This window comes from Rhizobium favelukesii, from assembly GCF_000577275.2.
GTDB classification, from domain to species: domain Bacteria; phylum Pseudomonadota; class Alphaproteobacteria; order Rhizobiales; family Rhizobiaceae; genus Rhizobium; species Rhizobium favelukesii.
Map to the genome: position 1 here is coordinate 262,991 of NZ_HG916852.1, position 19,375 is coordinate 282,365.

Sequence of the window (19,375 nt, forward strand, 5' to 3'; positions counted from 1 at the left end):
AGCAATCATCGTCACGAGCTGCTCGCGACTGGATGTGACGTTCATGACTTTGCCTCTGATGATACGGTTGATGCAGCACCTTGCCGGAGAAGCCAGGTACACAAGGGATAAGGGCAGCGATCGCGCCAGCAAGGCCGTGAGCCAGCAGGCGACGGTGGGGTGGCGCGTTTCTTCTAGCGCTCTGCCGCGTCCGTTGCGGACTCGAAGTCCGGCAGGCGATTGGCGATCTGCTGCCCAAGCGTCACGACTTGCACGGCAAGCTCGTCGCCACGCGGCGTCGCAAGATGCGGTCGGTCAAGCAGCTGCGCTAGCCGGCCAATCGCGACAAATCCGAGGACGGCTATAGCACCGACGACGGCGGCAACCGCGAGCGACCACGATACGCCGATGTTCTCCATCATGAACGCGAGGACAAATGGGGCGGTCGACGAAATCACCAAGCGGATGGACAACACCTTGCCCTGTCGTCGCCCGTACCCTTCGCTGCCAAAGAGTGCCAGCGGCAAGGTTCCCTGCACGATGCTGCTCAGCCCCGAGCCAAGACCGAAGACGACGGCGAAGACCAATGCGCCTGGTACGGACGGGGCGGTGACGATCAGAGTGACCAGGGCCGCCGGCAGCAACACCGCAGAGATGAGCGCCAGCGTCAGCTGCGACAGTCCGCCCCCGAAGACCATGTTGATGAAGCGGCTCAGCACCTGCGACGGGCCAAACACCGTGCCGACCATCACCGCCAGGGCTCCAAGCCCAAGTCCGGATAGCACCGGAACCATGTGCACGAGGAGTGCTGCGTTGACGAAGCTCTCCAGAGCAAACCCCATGACCATCAGGATGAAGGCCGGCGTTCGCACGGATGGCGGAAGGCTCGGTTCGACGTGCTTTGCCGCTTCGTTCTTCTCCCGTTTGCGGGTTTCGCTGACGCTGCGCGACAACCATGCATGAATGGGAAGGCAGACCAGAAGATTGATAGCAGCGAAGATCAGATACACGTGCTGCCAGGACATGTGCGCGTTGGCCACCGTGGTGATCGGCCAGAAAATCGTCGAAGCAAAGCCAGCGATCAGTGTCAGATAGGTGATGCTGCGCTGGGCAACCTTCGGCCTGATCTGGACGAGCAAAGCAAAGGCGCCCCCATATTGCACCAGATTGGACGCCGTCTCGATCGCGATCAGTGCGGCGACGAAGGCGATCTTGCCGGGAGCGAAGGCGCACGCGGCAAGCGCTGCGGCCGCAATCGCCGAGCCCGCCGTCATGACACGGCCGGCGCCAAAGCGGTCAATCCACCTGCCCATGGTCGGCGCCGCCAGGCCGCCGATCAGGAGAGCTACGGACAGCGCACCAAAAATCCATTCCGAGGACCAATCGAGATCCCGCGCCATATCCGGCGCAAGGATGCTGAAGCTGTAATAGAGCGTTCCGTAGCCGATGATCTGCGTCAGACCGAGGGCGAGGATTGCCGCGACAGGGGAGCGTTCGGTGCTGGTCGTCGTCATAGGGAATTGAGGCTCACGCGCTGTTCGAGTTTTTCGGCCTCCTCCTTCCGCTCGCTGTAGCGATCGGTGAGATAGGCCGAAGCATCGCGCGTCAGCGAGGTGAACTTCACCAGCTCCTCGCACACATCGACCACGCGGTCGTAATAGGAGGAGGGTTTCATGCGGCCGTCGGCATCGAACTCCTGGAAGGCCTTAGCCACCGACGACTGGTTCGGAATGGTGATCATCCGCATCCAGCGGCCGAGGATGCGCATCTGTCCGACTGCATTGAAGGACTGCGAGCCGCCGGAAACCTGCATGACGGCTAGCGTCTTGCCCTGCGTCGGGCGCACCGAGCCCACCGCCAGCAGGATCCAGTCGATCTGCGCCTTCATGATGCCGGTCATCGCGCCATGACGTTCGGGGCTGACCCACACCTGGCCTTCCGACCATTCAGACAGCGCGCGCAGCTCCTGCACCTTGGGATGCGTCACCGGAGCGCCGTCGGGAAGCGGCAGGCCTTCCGGATTGAAGATCCTAACCTCGCAGCCGAAGTGATCGAGCAGCCGTGCCGCCTCCTGCGCAAGCAGGCGACTGTAGGATACAGTCCTCAGCGAGCCACAAAGGATCAGAATGCGCGGCTTGTGGGTCGAGAAGGGCGGCCGCAACGCCGAGAGATCCGGCTGGCGCAGATGCTGCGGGGATACGGCAGGCAGATCAGACAATGCGCTTGCCCTCGCCGTCGAGCACCTGTTCGCCATCCTCCTTGGTGAAGGCGCCCTTGTGGGTGCCGGGGAGAATATCCAGAACGACTTCGGACGGGCGCGCAAGCCTGGTGCCGAGCGGTGTGATGACGAACGGCCGGTTGATCAGGATCGGGTCTTTCAGCATCGCGTCGAGCAGTTGATCGTCGGTCAGGGCAGGGTTATCGAGACCGAGCTCCGCATAGGGCGTGCCCTTTTCCCGGATTGCTTGGCGCACGGTCAACCCTGCGTCGGCGATCATCTTCACGAGCTGCGCACGCGACGGCGGGTCCTTCAGGTATTCGATGATATCAGGTTCGATGCCGGTGTTGCGGATCATCGCCAGCGTGTTGCGTGACGTGCCGCACTGCGTGTTGTGATAGATGGTAACGTTCATAACTTTGCCTCTGACGATGCGGTTGATGTAGCACCTGGCCGCAGAAGCCAGGTACACAGGATGAGGGCAGCGACCGCGCCAGCAATCTCTGCCAACCAGAACCCCGGTAGATCGACCGGGCGGATCCCGGAGAAGGTGTCGGTCAACGACCGTGCCAAAGCGACGGCGGGATTGGCGAATGAGGTGGAGGCGGTGAACCAGTAAGCGGCCGTGATATAGAGCCCCACAAGCCAAGGCACCGCCCTCTGTTCGAACTTGATGCCGGCGAGGATGACCGCCACCAGCCCGAACGTCGCGACTCCTTCGGAGAACCACTGTGCGCCGCCGGTACGAGCCTTGCTCGACATTTCGACCAGCGGCAGGCCGAACATAAGGTGAGCTGCGATTGTGCCGGCCACGCCGCCGGCAATCTGAGCCAGGATGTATCCCCCAAAGTCACGCTTCGGCAACTTGCGAGAGATAGCGAAAATCAGCGAGACCGCAGGATTGAATTGGGCTCCGGAGATCGGGCCGAGGATGGTGATCAGGACCACCAGGATTGCGCCGGTCGCCAGCGTGTTCCCCAGCAATGTCAGGCCAACATCCTGAGTCAGCGATGCTGCCATGACGCCAGATCCGACCACTGTTGCGACCAGCATGGCTGTCCCAAGTCCCTCTGCGACCAGCCGGCGCGGCAGATCGAACCGGGTCATCGGCTTGCCCTGGATGGCTTTAAGGTCGCACCCTCCAAGGTGCCGATCTGATGGAGATGCGTCTCCAACGCGAGCTTGTCGATCGATGCAAGCGGCAGGCTGACAAAAGCCATGATCCTATTCTTCAGAAAGCGAGCAGCCTGGGCAAAAGCGCGACCCTTTTCGACGTCGCTGCCTTCGACGGCGGCCGGATCCTCCACACCCCAGTGGGCGGTCATGGGATGGCCGATCCAAACCGGACAGGCCTCGCCGGCGGCCCTGTCGCAGACCGTGAAGATGAAGTCCATCTCCGGCGCCCCCGGCTCGGCAAACTCGTCCCAGCTCTTCGAGTGGAAGCCGTTCGTTGGGTAACCAAGCGCCGCAAGCTCCTTCAGCGCCAGAAGGTTAACCTCACCGTTTGGCTGGCTGCCGGCTGAATAGGCTTTGAAGCGGCCATTGCCCTCGGCATTGAGAATGGATTCGGCCAGGATCGAGCGGGCGGAATTGCCCGTGCAGAGAAAGAGCGCATTGTAAACGCGGTCAGCGGTCATTGCAGGTTTTCCTCCATTTTAGGGGTGCAGCAGGCCGCGACCTTAGCGGCGGGCGCGCAGATTTCCGGGTGCCCGGAGCAGCAGTCTTCCATCAGGAACCGAACCAGGCCGCCGAGCGCCTCATAGTTCGCGGTGTAGATGATCGATCGTGATTCGCGCTGCTGCGCGATCAGTCCTGAGCGTTCCAGCTCCTTCAGATGGAAGGAGACGTTGGACGGTGATACCTCCGCTTGTTCTGCGATCGCCCCTGCCGCCATGCCGTTCGGGCCGGCGACCACAAGCATGCGGACGATGTGCAGGCGGGTTTCCTGTGACAGCGCGCCAAATGCGACGAGGGCTTGACGTTGATCCATATTTCAACAATCCTTGAATGATTGAAATGAGGAATAACGCAGATGGACGCGATCGACAATAGCGACGTTCAGGAAGACGATATCAGCCTCGGCCTATTGCTCAGCACACTTGCCGATGCCAAAGATTCTCCGCTGATATTCTACTACGATGGACAACCGGTGAAGCCTGGCTACCACGTCACTGAGGTCAAGGCCGGTCGGTTTTCGGCGCTGGACTGCGGCGCCAACCCGGAAGCATGGACGGAGATTTTCATTCAGCTCTGGGATATCGAGGAGGGCGACCGCACCCATATGCCTGCTGGCAAATTCTCCGCGATCATCCGCAAGGTCACGGAGCACGTGAAGCTCGATGATTCAGCCAAACTGACCTTTGAAGTCAGCGACGGCGTTCAACCGATGCAGCTCTACCGCGCCGCGATGCCAACGCTGCGCGCCGGCACTGTGCACGTCGAGCTATCGCCGCGGCCCGCCAGCTGCAAACCGCGCGATCGGTGGCTTGCGGAACAACAGGCACGATCGTGTTGTGCCCCCACGGCGGGAAGTAACGCCTGTTGCGCTTGACGCCGCACGGCAATGACGCATTACCGTCAGGATAAGGCGTCTAAATCCAATGCCAGCTTTGGAGGGCCGGGTTCTCCAGCGCGCCCGGCCTTTCTCAGTTCTCGATGGTGAACTGCACCCGATCCGCCGAAAACCGACTGATCGCATATTGCACTGGCACACCCTTTAGATCCGTGTTCATCGCCTTGGTGATCAGGACGATCGCCCCCGGCGTCAGTTCCAGTGCCGCCAGATCGGCGGCGTCGGCATGGGCGGCGGTGACCTCCGTCGTCGCGCGTACATAGTCGGATAGGCCGAATTCGGCAAAGGCCCGGGTGATCGATTCCGTCTTCTCGTAGGCCGCCGGCATGCCGGCAAAGCGTTCGGCAGGAAACCAGGCCGTGGCGCAGGAGACCGGCCGATTGTCGGCCTTGCGCACCGTTTCCATGCGGATCACCGGTGTCCCCTGCCGCAGCTTCAACCAGCGGGCCACCTCGTCGTCCGCTCTCTCTTCGCTATGCCCAAGCAGCAGTCCGCGCATTTCGCGCGCCTGCTCACCGATACCGGTCGTGAACCGCGTGCGTCGGGTGATCGGAAAGTTCAGCCGTTCCTTACGTTCGATCAGTGTGCCGCGGCCCTGCACAGCGCGCACGATGCCCTCCTGGGCAAGCGCGGCGATCGCGCTGCGCACCGTATGGCGGTTGACGCCGAACTGCAGCGCCAGAACCGTCTCCGGCGGCACCATACCCGCCTCGTCATAAACCCCGGCGCTGATTGCCTGGCGAATGCGGTCGGCAATCTGGCGCCATAGCGCAACGCCTGTCTGTCTTTGTACCTGTCCAGCCATTTTGCCCCTTGATGTCACACGCTTGTCACGTCGGCGATTTAAGCGTAACTATATCTTGTATAGTTGTCTATATCAATAGACATTTAAAGGATGCGGCAATGAGCTTGGCGGAGACGAATGAGCCGGCGGCGGCAGGCGGACGCAAGCGCGTCATCGACCTGCTCGCACGTGCAGAGCGACCGGAATTGGTTAAAGCATGGAACGGCCTGGCGGAGAAACCGGTGGTCCAGCCGGTGCGCGGGCCGGAAACGGGCCTCGTCATGGTCCGCGGCCGCATGGGCGGCGGTGGCGCACCGTTCAATCTCGGTGAGGTGACCGTGACGCGTGCGACCGTTCGTCTCGCTTCCGGCACCGTCGGCCACGCCCAGGCGCTTGGCACGGACCGCGAGAAGGCGCGGCTTTCCGCCATTTTCGATGCGCTTTGGCAGGAGGCTGCGACGCAGCAGTTTGTCGAGCAGACGCTGCTTGCGCCGATCGCTGCCCGGGTGGCCGCAGAAGAGCGCCGCAGGGCCGACGAGACGGCCGCGACGCGCGTCGATTTCTTCACCATGGTTCGCGGAGACGACTGATGAGCCTCAAGACGGAAGCACTGATCGGCGGCTTTGCTGAACCGGTCTTCCACGCACAGAGCGTGTTCAAGCTGCTGATGGATGCGATGGCGCGTCCCGGCACGATCCAGACGGTCGCCCCCGATGCGACGCCGCCGGCGCCGCTCGGCATTGCCGCCGGCGCGATCGCGCTAACGCTCTGCGATCACGATACGCCCGTATGGCTGTCTGCCGGTCTCGCAAAATCGGCCGTGCCTCAGTGGCTCGGCTTCCACACCGGCGCGACGGTAACGCCTGAGAAGGCCGAAGCGCGCTTCGCCTTTGTCGAAGCGGGTACAACGCTGTCCCCCTTCGGTCTCTTTGCCGCCGGGACGCAGGAATATCCTGATCGCTCGACCACCCTGGTCATCGAGTTGGCGGATCTCGAGGCAGGACGCAGGCTCGCCCTGATGGGGCCGGGCATTGAGACGGTGACGGACCTTGCGCCGATCGGTCTGCCCGATACCTTCCCCCGCCTCTGGACGGAGAACCGTGCGCTCTTCCCGCGCGGCATCGACATCGTGCTGACCTCGGGCAACCGTTTCGTCTGCCTGCCGCGCACCACCAAGATCACCGCAACGGAGATGTGACCCCATGTATGTTGCTGTCAAAGGAGGCGAGGCCGCCATTGCCAATGCCCATCGCCTGCTGGCGGATCGCCGCCGCGGCGACCGTTCGCTGCCGGCTATCGGCATCGACCAGATCGTGGCGCAGCTGGCGCTCGCCGTCGACCGCGTCATGGCGGAAGCCTCGCTTTACGATCGCATGCTCGCAGCTCTCGCCGTTCGCCAGTCGCGCGGCGACATGATCGAGGCGATCTTCCTGCTGCGCGCCTATCGCACGACGCTGCCGCGTTTGGGCTATTCCAACCCGATCGACACGGCCCGGATGAAAATCGAGCGCCGTGTTTCGGCAACCTACAAGGATCTCCCGGGCGGCCAGTTGCTCGGCCCGACCTTCGATTATACCCACCGCCTGCTCGACCCGTCGCTCCTGGCAGATGACGCCGTCGACGAGCCGGCGCTGCGCGATGCCGAATCCGGCCGCGTCATGCGCGTTTCGGAAATCCTCGCTCAGGAGGGCCTGATCGAGGGTGATGGCGAAATGCCTGAGGATCACGAGATCGGCGATCTGACGCGCGAGCCGATGGAGTTCCCGATGACGCGCGACCTGCGCCTGCAGGCGCTTGCCCGCGGCGACGAAGGCTTCCTCTAGGCGCTCGGCTATTCGACCCAGCGCGGCTACGGCCGCAACCACCCCTTCACCGGCGAAATCCGCATCGGCGAGGTCGAGGTGGAGTTCGATGTTCCCGAACTCGGCTTTTCTGTTTCCCTCGGCACCATCCAGGTCACGGAATGCCAGATGGTCAACCAGTTCAAGGGCTCGTCCAAGGCGCCACCGCAGTTCACCCGCGGCTACGGCCTGGTCTTCGGCCAGAGCGAGCGCAAGGCGATGTCGATGTCTCTCGTCGACCGGGCGCTGCGTGCCGAAGAGCTCGGCGAGGACATCACCGCTCCGGCGCAGGACGAGGAATTCGTCATTTCGCACGCCGACAACGTCCAGTCGACCGGCTTCGTCGAGCACCTGAAGCTGCCGCACTACGTGGACTTCCAGGCTGAACTCGACCTGGTCCGTCGTATGCGCAGCGAATTTGTAGCCGGCCGCGCCGGTGGCCGCGACACCATCAAGGAGGCGGCCGAATGACGAGATCAGTCGCCGCCTCCACCGTCGTCAGCATCGCAAGTGGCATCGCCGCCACCAGCATGTCTGACATCGCCGCCGCCATCAGCAGCTACACCATTTGTCTTCGGCTTGAAGAGGAAGGGGAGGACGACGAAGCAGGTCATTACAGCCAAGATCACGAGCGCTTCGCTCGAAGTGTCGGCTTCCATTGTGACCTTCCGTCTGTCTGGCCCCTGCAACCACAGGGCAATCAAAGATGACCGATCTAGCCACCTACAATTTCGCTTATCTGGACGAACAGACGAAGCGGATGATCCGTCGCGCCATCCTGAAGGCGATCGCCATTCCCGGCTATCAGGTGCCCTTTGCCTCGCGCGAAATGCCGATGCCTTACGGCTGGGGAACCGGTGGCGTGCAGGTGACGGCCTCGATCATCGGTCCGGACGATGTGCTGAAGGTCATCGATCAGGGCGCTGACGACACCACCAACGCCGTCTCGATCCGCGCTTTCTTCCAGAAGGTCGCCAATGTCGCGGTCACAACGCACACCAAGGATGCGACGATCATCCAGACGCGCCACCGCATTCCGGAAGAGAAGCTTGGACCGAACCAGGTGCTCGTCTATCAGGTGCCGATCCCGGAACCGCTCCGCTTCCTCGAGCCGCGCGAGACCGAAACCCGCAAGATGCATGCGCTGGAAGAATATGGCCTCATGCATGTAAAGCTTTACGAGGACATTGCGCATAACGGCCGCATCTCCAAGACCTATGCCTATCCGGTGAAGGTTGCCGGCCGCTACGTCATGGACCCGTCGCCGACGCCGAAGTTCGACAATCCGAAAATGCACATGTCGGATGCGCTGCAGCTCTTCGGGGCAGGGCGCGAGAAGCGCATCTATGCCGTTCCGCCCTATACCGATGTGGTCAGCCTCGACTTCGACGATTACCCCTTCGAGATTCAGCGCTTCGGCAAGCCCTGCGCGCTGTGCGGAGCCGAAGAGGTTTATCTCGACGAGGTCATCCTCGACGACAAGGGCGGCCGCATGTTCGTCTGCTCCGACACCGACCACTGCGAAGACCGCCGCGCCAAAGGGCATGTCGGCGAGATGTTGGCACCCAATCAGGAGGCCGCCGAATGACTGACGCCCCGCTTCTCAAGGCCAACGACGTCTCAAAGTTCTACGGCAATCGCATCGGGTGCCGGAACGTCTCCTTCGAGCTCTGGCCCGGCGAAGTGCTCGCCATCGTCGGTGAATCCGGCTCGGGCAAGACGACGCTTCTGAACTGCATCTCGACCCGTCTGATGCCGACCACCGGCAGCGTCGAATACCACATGCGTGATGGCGCCTATCGCGATCTCTATCGTATGAGCGAGGCCGAACGCCGCTTTCTGATGCGCACGGACTGGGGTTTCGTGCATCAGAATCCGGCTGACGGTCTGCGCATGATGGTGTCTGCCGGCGCCAATGTCGGCGAGCGCCTGATGGCGATCGGTGACCGCCACTATGGCAACATCCGCTCGACGGCGGTCGATTGGCTGCAGCGCGTCGAAATCGATGCGGGCCGTATCGACGATCAGCCGCGCGCCTTCTCCGGCGGCATGCGTCAACGCCTGCAGATCGCCCGCAATCTGGTCACCGGTCCACGCCTCGTCTTCATGGATGAGCCGACCGGCGGCCTCGATGTCTCGGTGCAGGCCCGCCTGCTCGACCTCGTGCGCGGTCTTGTCAACGATCTTGGCCTTGCCGCGATCATCGTCACCCACGATCTCGCCGTCGCACGCCTGCTGTCGCATCGCATCATGGTGATGAAGGATGGCCATGTCATCGAGCACGGCCTGACCAATCGCGTCCTGGACGATCCGCGCGAGCCGTACACGCAGCTCCTTGTCTCCTCCATTCTGCAGGTCTGATCGCGCATGCTGTTTGGAAGCCGGCTACCGGCTTCGCGAGTAAGCGAAAACTAAGGAAAGAAATCATGGCAACGCCCCTTGTTGTTTCTGAAGTCGCCAAGAGCTTCACCATGCACCTGCGCGACGGCATCAAACTGCCGGTCGTTTCGGACGTGTCCTTTTCCGTGGCATCCGGTGAATGCGTCGTCCTCGGCGGGCCGTCTGGCATCGGCAAGAGCTCGCTTCTGAAAATGATCTACGGCAATTATGCCGTCGACAGTGGCCAGATCCTGATCAAGCATCAGGACAGGATCGTCGATCTGGCGACCGCGGATCCGCGCACGGTCATCGACGTGCGCCGCCACACACTCGGCTATGTCAGCCAGTTCCTGCGCACTGTGCCGCGTGTCGCGGCGATCGACGTGGTCGCCGAGCCGCTGGTCGCGCGCGGCGAGAAAGCCGACGCCGCGCGGGAAAAGGCCGCCGAACTGCTGTCGAAACTGAACCTGCCGGAAGCGCTCTGGCAACTTCCGCCCGCCACCTTCTCCGGCGGTGAGCAGCAGCGTGTCAACATCGCCCGCGGCTTTATCACCGAGCACACGGTTCTCCTGCTCGACGAGCCGACCGCCTCGCTCGATGCCAAGAACCGTGCCGTGGTCGTCAGCATGATCGAGGAAAAGAAGAAAGCGGGCGTCGCCCTTCTTGGAATTTTCCACGACGAGGAAGTGCGCGAAGCTGTCGCCGACCGCATTCTCGACGTCCAGACGTTCTCGCCGCGAAAGGCAATTGCCGCATGAACCGCAAGATTGGCATCGAGCCCTATTTCCATGAAACGGCATCCGTCACGAACACCACCTTTGGCCGCTTCACGGAAGTCTCGGAGCGCTGCCGCATCGACGAGGTCGAGTTCGGCGACTATTCCTACGTCATGCAGGACGGCTCCATCTGGTGCGCGACGATCGGAAAGTTCGTCAACATCGCCGCATCGGTGCGTATCAATGCCACCAACCACCCGACCTGGCGCGCGACGCTGCACCACTTCACCTACCGCGCTGCTGACTACTGGCCGGACGCCGATATGGAGGCCGATTTCTTCGCATGGCGCCGCTCCAACCGCGTCGTCATCGGCCATGATGTCTGGATCGGTCACGGCGCCACCATTTTACCCGGCGTCAAGATCGGCAATGGTGCGGTCATCGGCGCCGGTGCCGTGGTCTCCAGGGACGTTGCACCCTACACCATCGTCGGTGGCGTGCCGGCAAGGCTCATCCGCGAACGCTTCCCGAAGGAAATCGGCGAGCGGATGGATCGGCTTGCCTGGTGGGATTGGGAACATGACCGCCTGCGGGTCGCCTTGCCTGATTTTCGCAATCTGAGTGCCGAGGATTTCCTCTCGCGCTACGAACAGTGAACGAAGCCCCCCTGGGTTCGCTCCGGGGGCCGCTTAACGTCCTGCAGGCCTCCGGGGCGGTTCAAGGCTTGCGGAGACGGTCACTCCGCGGCCCGTCAGGAGAGCCTACGGCCTCGGATTCTTTGCCAATTGCCACTCACCGGTCGCGTCCGCCTCGACGCGCTTGTTGCCGCGGTAGAAGATCGGTAGACCGGTTTTTTTGTCCATCGAGAAACGGCTGGGCGTATATTTTTCGTCTTCATGCCCACGGGTGGCGAGGCCGAGTGCCTCCTTAAATTTGCCGGCGTTGCACAGGCTTTTGAAGAGAGTTTGATCCATCGCTTTTGCTCCAGTATCCTTTCTAAACTGCCTGCCATTGACGGGTGATTGGGTCAACCATCAATGACGGACGCTCTCATCGCCTGCTGTCCGGACTGACCGGGCGTGCAATCGCACAGCAAAGCTTCTGATCGGTAGCTCTCGTCCAATCCTTCACCCGGCACGCAGCGGCAACAGCACGCCGGCCCGGCCGGATTTCGGCATCAGGGACGCGCCCACCAAGGCCCCGATTGTGACAGTCCTTACATAAAACTGACATTCCCCATTCATGAAGCGGGACTAATGCACTGGCTCATATCGCATCTGGACTATGAGGAAGAGCATGATGTTCGAGCTGAGGAATGTCACCCGCCGTTTCGGAAGCAAGACAGCCGTCGATTCCGTGACGCTCGACATTCCTCAGGGCCAGATGGTCGGCATCATCGGCCGTTCCGGCGCCGGCAAGTCTACGCTGCTTCGCATGATCAACCGCCTGCAGGAGCCGACCTCGGGATCGATCCAGTTCGCGGGTGTCGAGGTTTCCAGCCTCCGCGGCCAGGCGTTGCGCAACTGGTAGCGCGATTGCGCCATGATCTTCCAGCAGTTCAATCTCGTTCCGCGTCTCGACGTGTTGACCAACGTCATGCTCGGCCGTCTGAACCATCGCCCGACCGCAATGAGCCTGCTCGGTGTCTTCACCCGCGAGGAGCGCATTCATGCGATCGCAGCTCTTGAGCGCCTCGGCATCGAGCAGACGGCGCTGCAAATGGCCGGCACGCTCTCCGGCGGCCAGCAGCAGCGCGTCGCCATTGCCCGCGCTCTGATGCAGAACCCGAAGATGGTGCTTGCCGACGAGCCGATTGCCTCGCTCGATCCGCTCAACGCCAAGATCGTCATGGACGCACTGCGCGACATCAACGAGCGCGAAGGCATCACCGTCGTCACCAACCTGCACACGCTGGATACGGCTCGCAACTACTGCGAACGCATCGTCGGCATGGCCGCCGGCCGTGTCGTCTTCGACGGCAAGCCGTCCGAACTGACGGCCGGTGCCGTCAAGCAGATCTACGGCACCGACAGGGACGGCGCCGGCATCGACGAGACGATGACCTCGACCTCGATCAACATTCCCGCGGCCGCGGCCGCGCAACAATCCGCTGGCCTGCAACCGCTGGCGCTGGCCGGTCTCTGATAGGGGCGGCCTCGATCGCAAGCCCGCGTTACGGGCAAACTTCTTCTTAAACAGAGTTGCCGGGGACACCGGTCAATCAGGAGAGAACCATGTTGAAGAAAGCACTTTTTGCCGCGACGGCGCTGTTTGCGCTTGCCGGCGTTTCGCATGCTGCAGACCTCAAGGAATTCCGCGTTGGTATTCTCGGCGGCGAAAACGAAGCTGACCGTCTGCGCAACTACGCTTGCCTTGCAGACCACCTGAAGACCGAATTCGGCTTCGAGAAGGTTTCGCTCTTCCCGGCTGCTGACTATGACGGCGTTATCCAGGGTCTGCTCGGTGGCACGCTCGACTTCGCAGAACTCGGCGCGTCCGGCTACGCTGCTATCGCTATCAAGGACGAAAAGGCTGTGACCCCGATCCTGACGACGGTCCAGAAGGACGGCTCGACCGGCTACCACTCGATCGGTCTTGCTCTCAAGTCCTCGGGCATCAAGGACATCAAGGATGCCAAGGGCAAGAAGCTCGGCTACGCCGATCCGGACTCCACCTCGGGCTACCTCATTCCGCTGACACAGATCCCGAAGGACACGGGCATGCCGAATGACAAGTACTTCGCCTCCACGCAGTTCAACGGCGGCCACGAGAACAACCTTCTCGCTGCCTACGACGGCAAGGTCGACATCGCTGTCGACGACTCTTCGGGCATCGGCGATTTCAAGGACGGTTACACCTCTGGCACCTTCCGCAAGGCTGTCGACAAGGGTACCGTAGACCCGAACAAGCTCGTCGAAGTCTGGCGTTCGCCGTTGATCCCGAACGGTCCGCTCGTCGTTCGCAACGAACTCGGCGCCGATTGGCAGGCAAAGCTCACCGACTTCTTCACGAAGCTGCCGAAGATGGACGCCAAGTGCTTTGCAGCCATCGAAGGCGGCGACTACCAGGGCTACACCAAGGTTCAGCCTGATTTCTACAACGCTATTATCGACGCTCGTAAGGCTGCCATCGGCGGTTGATCGATCCTGATAGCTGGAGGGCGGCCGTTACGGCCGCCCTTTGCCCTGCGAAGAAAGCGGACACCGTTCATGACTTTTGCCGATCCCAACGCCCACGCGCCGGCCACGCCGCAAAGCGCCCGTGAAATCGGTGACGCCTGGGGCAAGATGGTGGCTCGCCGCCGCCTCTATACCGGCCTCGGTCTGGTGATCCTGCTTGCCGCCTTCGTCGCCTCGGTACGCTTTGCCGACGAGAGCAATGCCGGCCATTTCTTCGATCGCCTGCCGCACCTCTTCGATTTTCTGAGCTGGCTCATTCCCAAGGATTGGAACGACGTCTGGCGCGCGTTGTTCGATATCGCAAGCCCGATGCAGAAGACGGGCGAAGAGTATAATTTCGCCGAGGGTCGCGTTCCGGTCTGGGGTGGCTTCTATATCCCCGAATATTTCGAGCTGATGATCATCACGATCAATGTCGCGTTGGTCTCGACCATCATCGGCTTCATCTTCGCCGTACCGCTCAGCTTTCTTGTCGCCCGCAATCTGGCGCCCTCCAATCCGTTGCGCATCGTTGCCAAGCGGCTCACCGAATTCCTGCGCGCCTTTCCCGAGATCGTCATCGCCGGCCTGTTTTCGGCGATTCTGTCGATCGGCCCGGTCGCCGCCATCATCGCCGTCAGCTTGCACACCATCGGCGCGCTCGGCAAACTTTTCTACGAAGTCGTCGAAAACATCGACATGAAGCCGGACGAGGGCATGAAAGCCGTCGGCGCCAGCTGGTCGGAGCGCGTGCGTTTTGCCGCCCTGCCGCAGGTCATGCCGAACTTCGTCTCCTACGCACTGCTGCGCCTTGAGGTCAACGTCCGCGCCTCCACCATCATCGGTGCGGTCGGCGGCGGCGGTATCGGCGAGGAACTGAAGCTCTCGATCTCGCGCGGGTTCGGCGCCAAGACGGTCGCGCTCGTCCTTTTGCTTTTCATCACCATCGTTGCGGTCGACCAGTTCTCCGCATGGCTGCGCCGCCGCCTCGTCGGCGAGCACGCCTTCCTTTTGCAGCATTGAGGTCCGCCATGACGGTGATCGACGCCAACCGGATGCATGAGATCGAGCAGCGCTACCCGGAGTATTTCAAGCGCTCCTTCCAGCAGCGCTTCGGCGGTCTGATGGCCGTCATCGCGACGCTCGTCTATGCGCTCTACGCAACCTGGTTCTTCGACCTGCCGAAACTGCTTGCTGATGCCCATTGGGAGCGCGTCGGCCTCTATCTCAGCCAGTGGGTGAGCTACGACGTGCAGCCGGAGTTCCGTATCGGCGACGACGGCATTGCGGTCAAATATCCGCGCTTCTCGCCGCTCGGTGACGACCCGCATCCCAATTGGGTCATCAACAATCCGGATGGCAGCGTCACCGTTTCGGTCAGCGGCACGGGCCGCACTGTTGCCGTCTCCAAGACGGAAACGACGGTGACTGCCCGCGGCGTCAGCGTGCCGGTGGAAGTCTCTAGCGGCGCGCCGAAGGTTATCGGCCCCGTGCCGAGCTGGATGACGGTCTATGACGACAACGTCCTGGCCGATCTCGGCTTTGCCGGCGATGTCAGCATCTCGGTTGATCGCGTCAAGGTGCGCAAGCGCTTCCTCGGCTGGGCGAATTTCGTCTTCGACACCCAGTCCCCCTTCTTCGACAAGCCGGTGGGCGAGGTGCTGAGCCTGATTGTTTCGGGGCCGGAACTGACCCGGCCAATCCAACCTGTCGCTCGCATTCGACAATGTCTGGAACAACAGCGCCTGGCAGCATGGCGACGTCTGGACCAAGCTGTTCCAGACCATCGTCATGGCCTTCCTCGGCACGCTGCTCGGCGCCCTGCTGGCCTTTCCGCTGGCCTTCTTCGCCGCGCGCAACATCACGCCGAACCGCGTGGTCAACCAGGTGCTGAAGCGAGCCTTTGATTTCCTGCGCTCGGTCGACATGCTGATCTGGGCGCTGTTCCTCACCCGTGCCTTCGGGCCCGGTCCGCTCGCCGGCAGCGGCGCCATCTTCCTCACGGAGACTGGCACGCTCGGCAAGCTCTATTCCGAAGGCCTCGAGAATATCGACAACAAGCCGCGCGAAGGCATCAAATCCACGGGCGCCTCCACCGTGCTCACCCATCGCTACGGCATCATCCCGCAGATCGTGCCGGTCTTCGTCAGCCAGACGCTCTACCAGTGGGAATCGAACGTCCGCGGTGCGACCATCATCGGCGCCGTCGGTGCCGGCGGCATCGGCCTCAAGCTCTGGGAAGCGATGCGCACCAACGCCAACTGGGAAAACGTCGCCTACATGGTGCTGTTGATCCTCATCGTCGTCTTCCTGTTCGACATGGCCTCGAACGCGCTGCGCCACCGGCTGATGGGCACCAAGGTCCACTGAAAAAGCGCGGGATCGTTCGGGATCATCATCATTCTGTCACGGAAATCTTTTAGCCGGAAGCCAGCTTGCGGTGGCGGTCAAATCACTGAAGACTGCCATCCGCATTCCGATTGATTCCCAGGATACGAGCCTTGCGCTACGCACTCTATTTCACACCGCCGAAGGACGATCCTTTGAACGGAACGGCTGCGCTCTGGCTCGGCCGTGATGCCTTCACCGGCGAAACTTACCCGGCTCCCGATCATTCGGACCTGCCTGCCGCCGAGCAGTTCGAGTTGACCGCCGAGCCTCGTCGCTACGCCTTCCATGCGACACTCAAAGCCCCCTTCGCGCTCGCCGCCTCGGTCACCGAACAGGACCTGCTTCAAGTCGCCGAGGATTTCGCCGCCCGCACGCCGGCGTTTGAAATCCCCGAGCTGGTCCTGGGGCAGTTGGGCAAGTTTTTCGCTCTCGTGCCGGCTTCGCTGCACCCGCCGCTTCAAGATTTCGCGGCAACGGTGGTAAAATTCTTCGAACCGTTCCGGGCCGCCCTGTCGGAGGCCGACATTGCCCGCCGGAACCCGGAGACGTTGAGCGAGAGCCAGCGTGCCAATCTGTTGCGCTGGGGCTATCCTTATGTGATGGATGACTTCGGTTTCCACATGACGCTGACCGGCCAGGTGCCGGAGGAGCGCGCCGGCGTGATGAAGGCCATTCTGACCGAGCGTTTTGCCGCGTTCACCGGCCGGCCGCTCGCGATCACGGGCCTTGCCGTTTTCGTTGAAGAGGCGCGTGGCGCGCCGTTCAAAGCCCATTCCTGGTGGCCGCTTGCTGGCGCCAAAAACTGAAAGACCTGATCCGATGACCACAGAAACCGTCTTCTCCAACGCCCGCATTGTCCTCGAGGATGAGATCGTCGAAGGATCGGTCCTCGTCCGCGACGGCAAGATCGCCGACATCTCGACGGGCAGCTCCACAGTCGGCGAGGATTTCGAAGGCGATTATCTGATCCCGGGTCTCGTCGAACTGCACACCGATCATCTCGAGGGCCACTATTCGCCGCGCCCCGGCCTGCGCTGGAACATGATCGCGGCGATCCAGGCCCACGACGCCCAGATCGTCACCTCCGGCATCACGACCGTTTTCGACTGCCTGCGCATGGGAGCCGACGAAGACGGCGGCTTCGAGCACGGCGAAATGCGTGGGATGGCCGATGCCATCCAGAAGGCCGAGCAGGAAGGTCGGTTGCGCGCCGAGCACCTGATCCACCTGCGCTGCGAAGTCTCCGCCGACAATGTTTTGGAACATTTCGCCGACTTCGAGAACGATCCCTACGTTCGCCTCGTATCGCTGATGGACCACGCCCCGGGTCAGCGTCAGTTCCAGACCATGGACCAGTACATCTTCTACTACCAGAAGAAGCGCGGCCTCTCCGATGCCGAGTTCGCCCGCTTCATCGAAAAGCGCGTTGGCGAATCCGAGCGCAATTCCACGCCGCACCGCATCGCGATTGCCAAGGTCTGCGCCGAGCGTGGCATCACCGTTGCCAGCCACGACGACGCAACGTTGGCGCATGTCGACGAAGCCATCGAAAACGGTGTTCGCCTGGCGGAATTCCCGACCAGCTTCGATGCCGCCAAGGCCTCGCATGAGCACGGCATGAGCGTGCTGATGGGCGCGCCGAACATCGTGCGCGGCAAGTCGCACTCCGGCAATATCGCCGCCCGCGATCTCGCCGAACGCGGCGTCCTCGACGTGCTGTCCTCGGATTACGTGCCGCTCAGCCTGCTCTACGCGCCGTTCCTCATTGCCGACGAGGTCGAGAGCATTTCGCTGCCGAAGGCGATCGCCATGGTCACCGCGACGCCGGCCCGTACCGTCAGCCTCAATGATCGCGGCCGCATCGCAACCGGTCTGCGCGCCGATGTCGTCCGCGTTTTCCGCGACCACGGCGTTCCCGTCACCCGCTCCGTCTGGCGCGAAGGGCGCCGCGTCGCATGATGCCCTCGCACGAGCCCCACATCGTTCCCGGAACCGAGCGCGGCATCATGGTCGTCGTCGTCGGTCCGAGCGGCGCCGGCAAGGACACGCTGATGGCGCTCGCAGCCAAGTACTTCCGGGGACGCCCGGACGTGCATTTCGTCCGTCGCGTCATCACCCGTGACAGCGAGGCCGGCGGGGAACATCATCTCGCCGTGTCGGACCAGGGCTTCGCCTCCATGGAGCAGGCCGGAAGCTTCTCGGTTTGGTGGGAAGCGCACGGCCTGAAGTATGGCATTCCGGCGGAGGTGTCGGTATCCCTTGCGCAGGGAAATCTGGTCGTCGCCAATGGCTCCCGTTCGGCGCTTCACCATTTCAAGGCCGTTTTTCCGCGGCTAAAGGTTATCAATGTGACGGCGCGTGCCGAGGTGCTGGCAAGCCGCCTGGAGGCTCGCGGCCGCGAGACACATGAAGATATCATGGCAAGGCTCGCCCGCGGCCCGCTCACCGTCCGCGGCGACTACGACGTCGTCGACCTCGACAACAGCGATTCACGCGAAGAGGGCGAACGCCGCATGGTCGAGGCGCTGAGCGCCTGCCTGGCGGAGATCGGCTAAGGGACAACGATGCGGCCGGTCAGGGTGGTCGACTATGACCCGAAATGGCCCGACCTCTTCGAGGCCGCAAGGGCCGAACTCCTCGATCTGGCCGCCGATCGTATTCTCGCGATCGAGCACATCGGCAGCACTTCGGTTCCGGGCCTGGCCGCCAAGCCGAAAATCGATCTCGATGCCGTGCTCGCGAATGAAACGGCGTTGGCCGAGCTCGGCGCGTTGCTTCCATCCGCCGGTTTTCGGGATCACGGCGATCCCCAAGGCGAAGGCCGCTGGACCTTCACCCGCGATCACGATTGCTATGGCCTGCGTCTCTATCTCTGCACATCAGGCAATCCGGCTCACCGCGACCGCCTCCTATTCCGCGATTATCTCAGGCTCGACCCGGACCGGGCGGCAGAGTATCAGTCGCTGAAACGGCACCTTGCCAAAGAGGCCGACGGCGATTGGGACGTCTATACCGATGGCAAAAGCGACTTCGTAGCCGAGACGCTGCGGCTGGCTAAGGCCGAGACCGAGTTGCCGCGCGGATAATTTTCTTGTGCGATAAAAGACTTGGGAGGGATCTCAACCACTTGTCCAGCCGCATATTGATCGCGTCATTGGACAAGGAGCCGGATCGCGAACCGGATTTGACAGAACTGGTCGAAAGTCCGGCGTCCGGTGATGGTTGCGACAGGTGGATCGAAGGCCGTCAGGGTCGACGGTCCATCTGGAAGGGAGGGGCTGTCAGACGCTCCTGTTGGCCCAGAAGCTCCGGAAACCTCGATACGATCGGGCAGGCT

General features: G+C 62.3%; 22 protein-coding genes and 3 pseudogenes. 16 read left to right on the forward strand and 9 right to left on the reverse strand.

All coding sequences use genetic code 11. From position 1 onward, the window contains the following. Positions 1–173 precede the first annotated feature (173 nt). Genes arsK through LPU83_RS39595 form a run of 6 tightly spaced genes read right to left on the reverse strand, consistent with a single transcriptional unit; the run spans position 174 to position 4,187 of the window. On the reverse strand, positions 174–1,493 hold the full coding sequence (gene arsK, locus LPU83_RS39570; RefSeq protein WP_037068911.1) for an arsenite efflux MFS transporter ArsK: 1,320 nt from the start codon (positions 1,491–1,493) through the stop codon (positions 174–176). Then, positions 1,490–2,233 (reverse strand): arsenical resistance protein ArsH, encoded by a 744-nt coding sequence (gene arsH, locus LPU83_RS39575; RefSeq protein ID WP_029709906.1) that lies wholly within the window; start codon positions 2,231–2,233, stop codon positions 1,490–1,492. Before arsH ends, arsK begins: the two co-directional genes overlap by 4 nt. After that, positions 2,190–2,612, reverse strand: a complete 423-nt coding sequence (gene arsC, locus LPU83_RS39580; RefSeq protein WP_024313453.1) for an arsenate reductase (glutaredoxin) — start codon at positions 2,610–2,612, stop codon at positions 2,190–2,192. The genes arsH and arsC overlap by 44 nt, the downstream gene beginning before the upstream one ends. Next, a complete protein-coding gene (locus LPU83_RS39585) occupies positions 2,609–3,304 on the reverse strand; it encodes an MIP/aquaporin family protein (RefSeq protein WP_024313454.1) in 696 nt (231 codons plus the stop codon). The genes arsC and LPU83_RS39585 overlap by 4 nt, the downstream gene beginning before the upstream one ends. Next, positions 3,301–3,834: an arsenate reductase ArsC gene (locus LPU83_RS39590; RefSeq protein WP_024313455.1), complete on the reverse strand. Its 534-nt coding sequence runs from the start codon at positions 3,832–3,834 to the stop codon at positions 3,301–3,303. The genes LPU83_RS39585 and LPU83_RS39590 overlap by 4 nt, the downstream gene beginning before the upstream one ends. Beyond that, positions 3,831–4,187, reverse strand: coding sequence for an ArsR/SmtB family transcription factor (locus tag LPU83_RS39595; protein ID WP_024313456.1), 357 nt, complete (start codon positions 4,185–4,187; stop codon positions 3,831–3,833). Before LPU83_RS39595 ends, LPU83_RS39590 begins: the two co-directional genes overlap by 4 nt. Positions 4,188–4,229: 42 nt before the next feature. Here LPU83_RS39595 and LPU83_RS39600 point away from each other — a divergent pair, with 42 nt between their 5' ends. Beyond that, positions 4,230–4,748 (forward strand): DUF6428 family protein, encoded by a 519-nt coding sequence (locus LPU83_RS39600; protein ID WP_024313457.1) that lies wholly within the window; start codon positions 4,230–4,232, stop codon positions 4,746–4,748. 94 nt (positions 4,749–4,842) lie between these two features. Here the strand turns inward: LPU83_RS39600 and phnF are convergent, their stop codons facing one another. Then, the gene (gene phnF, locus LPU83_RS39605; protein ID WP_024313458.1) at positions 4,843–5,574 is read right to left on the reverse strand and encodes a phosphonate metabolism transcriptional regulator PhnF; all 732 of its coding nucleotides are present in this window, start codon (positions 5,572–5,574) and stop codon (positions 4,843–4,845) included. A 98-nt stretch (positions 5,575–5,672) separates the two neighbouring features. On the opposite strand from phnF, the gene phnG reads away from it, so the two are divergent. The 3 genes and pseudogenes from phnG to LPU83_RS39620 all read left to right on the forward strand — a co-directional run bounded on the left by phnG (position 5,673) and on the right by LPU83_RS39620 (position 7,865). Further along, entirely contained in the window at positions 5,673–6,143 is a 471-nt protein-coding gene (gene phnG / locus LPU83_RS39610; RefSeq protein WP_024313459.1) for a phosphonate C-P lyase system protein PhnG, read from the forward strand. Next, positions 6,143–6,751 carry a phosphonate C-P lyase system protein PhnH gene (gene phnH, locus LPU83_RS39615; RefSeq protein WP_024313460.1) on the forward strand — a complete coding sequence of 203 codons (609 nt, stop codon included), beginning with the start codon at positions 6,143–6,145 and terminating at the stop codon, positions 6,749–6,751. Before phnG ends, phnH begins: the two co-directional genes overlap by 1 nt. A gap of 4 nt (positions 6,752–6,755) precedes the next feature. Continuing rightward, positions 6,756–7,865, forward strand: a pseudogene (locus LPU83_RS39620) (carbon-phosphorus lyase complex subunit). Positions 7,866–7,870: 5 nt separating this feature from the next. Here LPU83_RS39620 and LPU83_RS39625 read toward each other — a convergent pair. Then, a complete protein-coding gene (locus LPU83_RS39625; protein WP_024313461.1) occupies positions 7,871–8,053 on the reverse strand; it encodes a hypothetical protein in 183 nt (60 codons plus the stop codon). Between the two features lie 47 nt (positions 8,054–8,100). Here LPU83_RS39625 and LPU83_RS39630 point away from each other — a divergent pair, with 47 nt between their 5' ends. From LPU83_RS39630 to LPU83_RS39645, 4 genes are all read left to right on the forward strand, one after another. Beyond that, positions 8,101–8,982, forward strand: coding sequence for an alpha-D-ribose 1-methylphosphonate 5-phosphate C-P-lyase PhnJ (locus LPU83_RS39630; protein WP_024313462.1), 882 nt, complete (start codon positions 8,101–8,103; stop codon positions 8,980–8,982). Continuing rightward, positions 8,979–9,755, forward strand: coding sequence for a phosphonate C-P lyase system protein PhnK (phnK, locus tag LPU83_RS39635; protein WP_024313463.1), 777 nt, complete (start codon positions 8,979–8,981; stop codon positions 9,753–9,755). The genes LPU83_RS39630 and phnK overlap by 4 nt, the downstream gene beginning before the upstream one ends. Positions 9,756–9,820: 65 nt before the next feature. After that, positions 9,821–10,531, forward strand: coding sequence for a phosphonate C-P lyase system protein PhnL (gene phnL, locus LPU83_RS39640; RefSeq protein ID WP_024313464.1), 711 nt, complete (start codon positions 9,821–9,823; stop codon positions 10,529–10,531). Then, positions 10,528–11,145, forward strand: a complete 618-nt coding sequence (locus tag LPU83_RS39645) for a DapH/DapD/GlmU-related protein (RefSeq protein WP_024313465.1) — start codon at positions 10,528–10,530, stop codon at positions 11,143–11,145. The genes phnL and LPU83_RS39645 overlap by 4 nt, the downstream gene beginning before the upstream one ends. Positions 11,146–11,250: 105 nt before the next feature. On the opposite strand, the gene LPU83_RS39650 is transcribed toward LPU83_RS39645, so the two are convergent. Next, on the reverse strand, positions 11,251–11,463 hold the full coding sequence (locus LPU83_RS39650; RefSeq protein ID WP_024313466.1) for a hypothetical protein: 213 nt from the start codon (positions 11,461–11,463) through the stop codon (positions 11,251–11,253). A 325-nt stretch (positions 11,464–11,788) separates the two neighbouring features. Between LPU83_RS39650 and phnC the strand changes: the two are divergent. From phnC to LPU83_RS39690, 8 genes and pseudogenes are all read left to right on the forward strand, one after another. Beyond that, positions 11,789–12,634, forward strand: a pseudogene (phnC, locus tag LPU83_RS39655) (phosphonate ABC transporter ATP-binding protein). A gap of 89 nt (positions 12,635–12,723) precedes the next feature. Next, a complete protein-coding gene (gene phnD / locus LPU83_RS39660; RefSeq protein WP_024313467.1) occupies positions 12,724–13,629 on the forward strand; it encodes a phosphonate ABC transporter substrate-binding protein in 906 nt (301 codons plus the stop codon). 69 nt (positions 13,630–13,698) lie between these two features. Further along, a complete protein-coding gene (gene phnE / locus LPU83_RS39665) occupies positions 13,699–14,670 on the forward strand; it encodes a phosphonate ABC transporter, permease protein PhnE (RefSeq protein ID WP_024313468.1) in 972 nt (323 codons plus the stop codon). A gap of 8 nt (positions 14,671–14,678) precedes the next feature. Further along, a pseudogene (phnE, locus tag LPU83_RS39670) lies at positions 14,679–16,017 on the forward strand (phosphonate ABC transporter, permease protein PhnE). Positions 16,018–16,148: 131 nt separating this feature from the next. Then, positions 16,149–16,844, forward strand: a complete 696-nt coding sequence (locus LPU83_RS39675) for a DUF1045 domain-containing protein (protein ID WP_024313469.1) — start codon at positions 16,149–16,151, stop codon at positions 16,842–16,844. A 13-nt stretch (positions 16,845–16,857) separates the two neighbouring features. After that, a complete protein-coding gene (locus LPU83_RS39680; protein ID WP_024313470.1) occupies positions 16,858–17,997 on the forward strand; it encodes an alpha-D-ribose 1-methylphosphonate 5-triphosphate diphosphatase in 1,140 nt (379 codons plus the stop codon). Further along, positions 17,994–18,593 (forward strand): phosphonate metabolism protein/1,5-bisphosphokinase (PRPP-forming) PhnN, encoded by a 600-nt coding sequence (gene phnN / locus LPU83_RS39685; RefSeq protein ID WP_024313471.1) that lies wholly within the window; start codon positions 17,994–17,996, stop codon positions 18,591–18,593. Before LPU83_RS39680 ends, phnN begins: the two co-directional genes overlap by 4 nt. A gap of 9 nt (positions 18,594–18,602) precedes the next feature. Beyond that, positions 18,603–19,124, forward strand: coding sequence for a GrpB family protein (locus tag LPU83_RS39690; RefSeq protein WP_024313472.1), 522 nt, complete (start codon positions 18,603–18,605; stop codon positions 19,122–19,124). Positions 19,125–19,375: the final 251 nt, after the last annotated feature.

Excerpts from the sequence above, each read along its gene's own strand:
- LPU83_RS39645 (WP_024313465.1), top strand. The coding sequence starts at position 10,528 with ATGAACCGCAAGATTGGCATCGAGCCCTATTTCCATGAAACGGCATCC.
- LPU83_RS39590 (WP_024313455.1), bottom strand. The coding sequence starts at position 3,834 with ATGACCGCTGACCGCGTTTACAATGCGCTCTTTCTCTGCACGGGCAAT.
- phnF (WP_024313458.1), bottom strand. The coding sequence starts at position 5,574 with ATGGCTGGACAGGTACAAAGACAGACAGGCGTTGCGCTATGGCGCCAG.
- arsK (WP_037068911.1), bottom strand. The coding sequence starts at position 1,493 with ATGACGACGACCAGCACCGAACGCTCCCCTGTCGCGGCAATCCTCGCC.
- phnL (WP_024313464.1), top strand. The coding sequence starts at position 9,821 with ATGGCAACGCCCCTTGTTGTTTCTGAAGTCGCCAAGAGCTTCACCATG.
- phnD (WP_024313467.1), top strand. The coding sequence starts at position 12,724 with ATGTTGAAGAAAGCACTTTTTGCCGCGACGGCGCTGTTTGCGCTTGCC.
- LPU83_RS39595 (WP_024313456.1), bottom strand. The coding sequence starts at position 4,187 with ATGGATCAACGTCAAGCCCTCGTCGCATTTGGCGCGCTGTCACAGGAA.
- phnN (WP_024313471.1), top strand. The coding sequence starts at position 17,994 with ATGATGCCCTCGCACGAGCCCCACATCGTTCCCGGAACCGAGCGCGGC.
- LPU83_RS39600 (WP_024313457.1), top strand. The coding sequence starts at position 4,230 with ATGGACGCGATCGACAATAGCGACGTTCAGGAAGACGATATCAGCCTC.
- LPU83_RS39650 (WP_024313466.1), bottom strand. The coding sequence starts at position 11,463 with ATGGATCAAACTCTCTTCAAAAGCCTGTGCAACGCCGGCAAATTTAAG.
- phnE (WP_024313468.1), top strand. The coding sequence starts at position 13,699 with ATGACTTTTGCCGATCCCAACGCCCACGCGCCGGCCACGCCGCAAAGC.
- phnG (WP_024313459.1), top strand. The coding sequence starts at position 5,673 with ATGAGCTTGGCGGAGACGAATGAGCCGGCGGCGGCAGGCGGACGCAAG.
- arsH (WP_029709906.1), bottom strand. The coding sequence starts at position 2,233 with ATGGCGAACAGGTGCTCGACGGCGAGGGCAAGCGCATTGTCTGATCTG.
- phnK (WP_024313463.1), top strand. The coding sequence starts at position 8,979 with ATGACTGACGCCCCGCTTCTCAAGGCCAACGACGTCTCAAAGTTCTAC.
- LPU83_RS39630 (WP_024313462.1), top strand. The coding sequence starts at position 8,101 with ATGACCGATCTAGCCACCTACAATTTCGCTTATCTGGACGAACAGACG.
- LPU83_RS39680 (WP_024313470.1), top strand. The coding sequence starts at position 16,858 with ATGACCACAGAAACCGTCTTCTCCAACGCCCGCATTGTCCTCGAGGAT.
- LPU83_RS39585 (WP_024313454.1), bottom strand. The coding sequence starts at position 3,304 with ATGACCCGGTTCGATCTGCCGCGCCGGCTGGTCGCAGAGGGACTTGGG.
- LPU83_RS39690 (WP_024313472.1), top strand. The coding sequence starts at position 18,603 with ATGCGGCCGGTCAGGGTGGTCGACTATGACCCGAAATGGCCCGACCTC.
- phnH (WP_024313460.1), top strand. The coding sequence starts at position 6,143 with ATGAGCCTCAAGACGGAAGCACTGATCGGCGGCTTTGCTGAACCGGTC.
- LPU83_RS39625 (WP_024313461.1), bottom strand. The coding sequence starts at position 8,053 with ATGGAAGCCGACACTTCGAGCGAAGCGCTCGTGATCTTGGCTGTAATG.
- arsC (WP_024313453.1), bottom strand. The coding sequence starts at position 2,612 with ATGAACGTTACCATCTATCACAACACGCAGTGCGGCACGTCACGCAAC.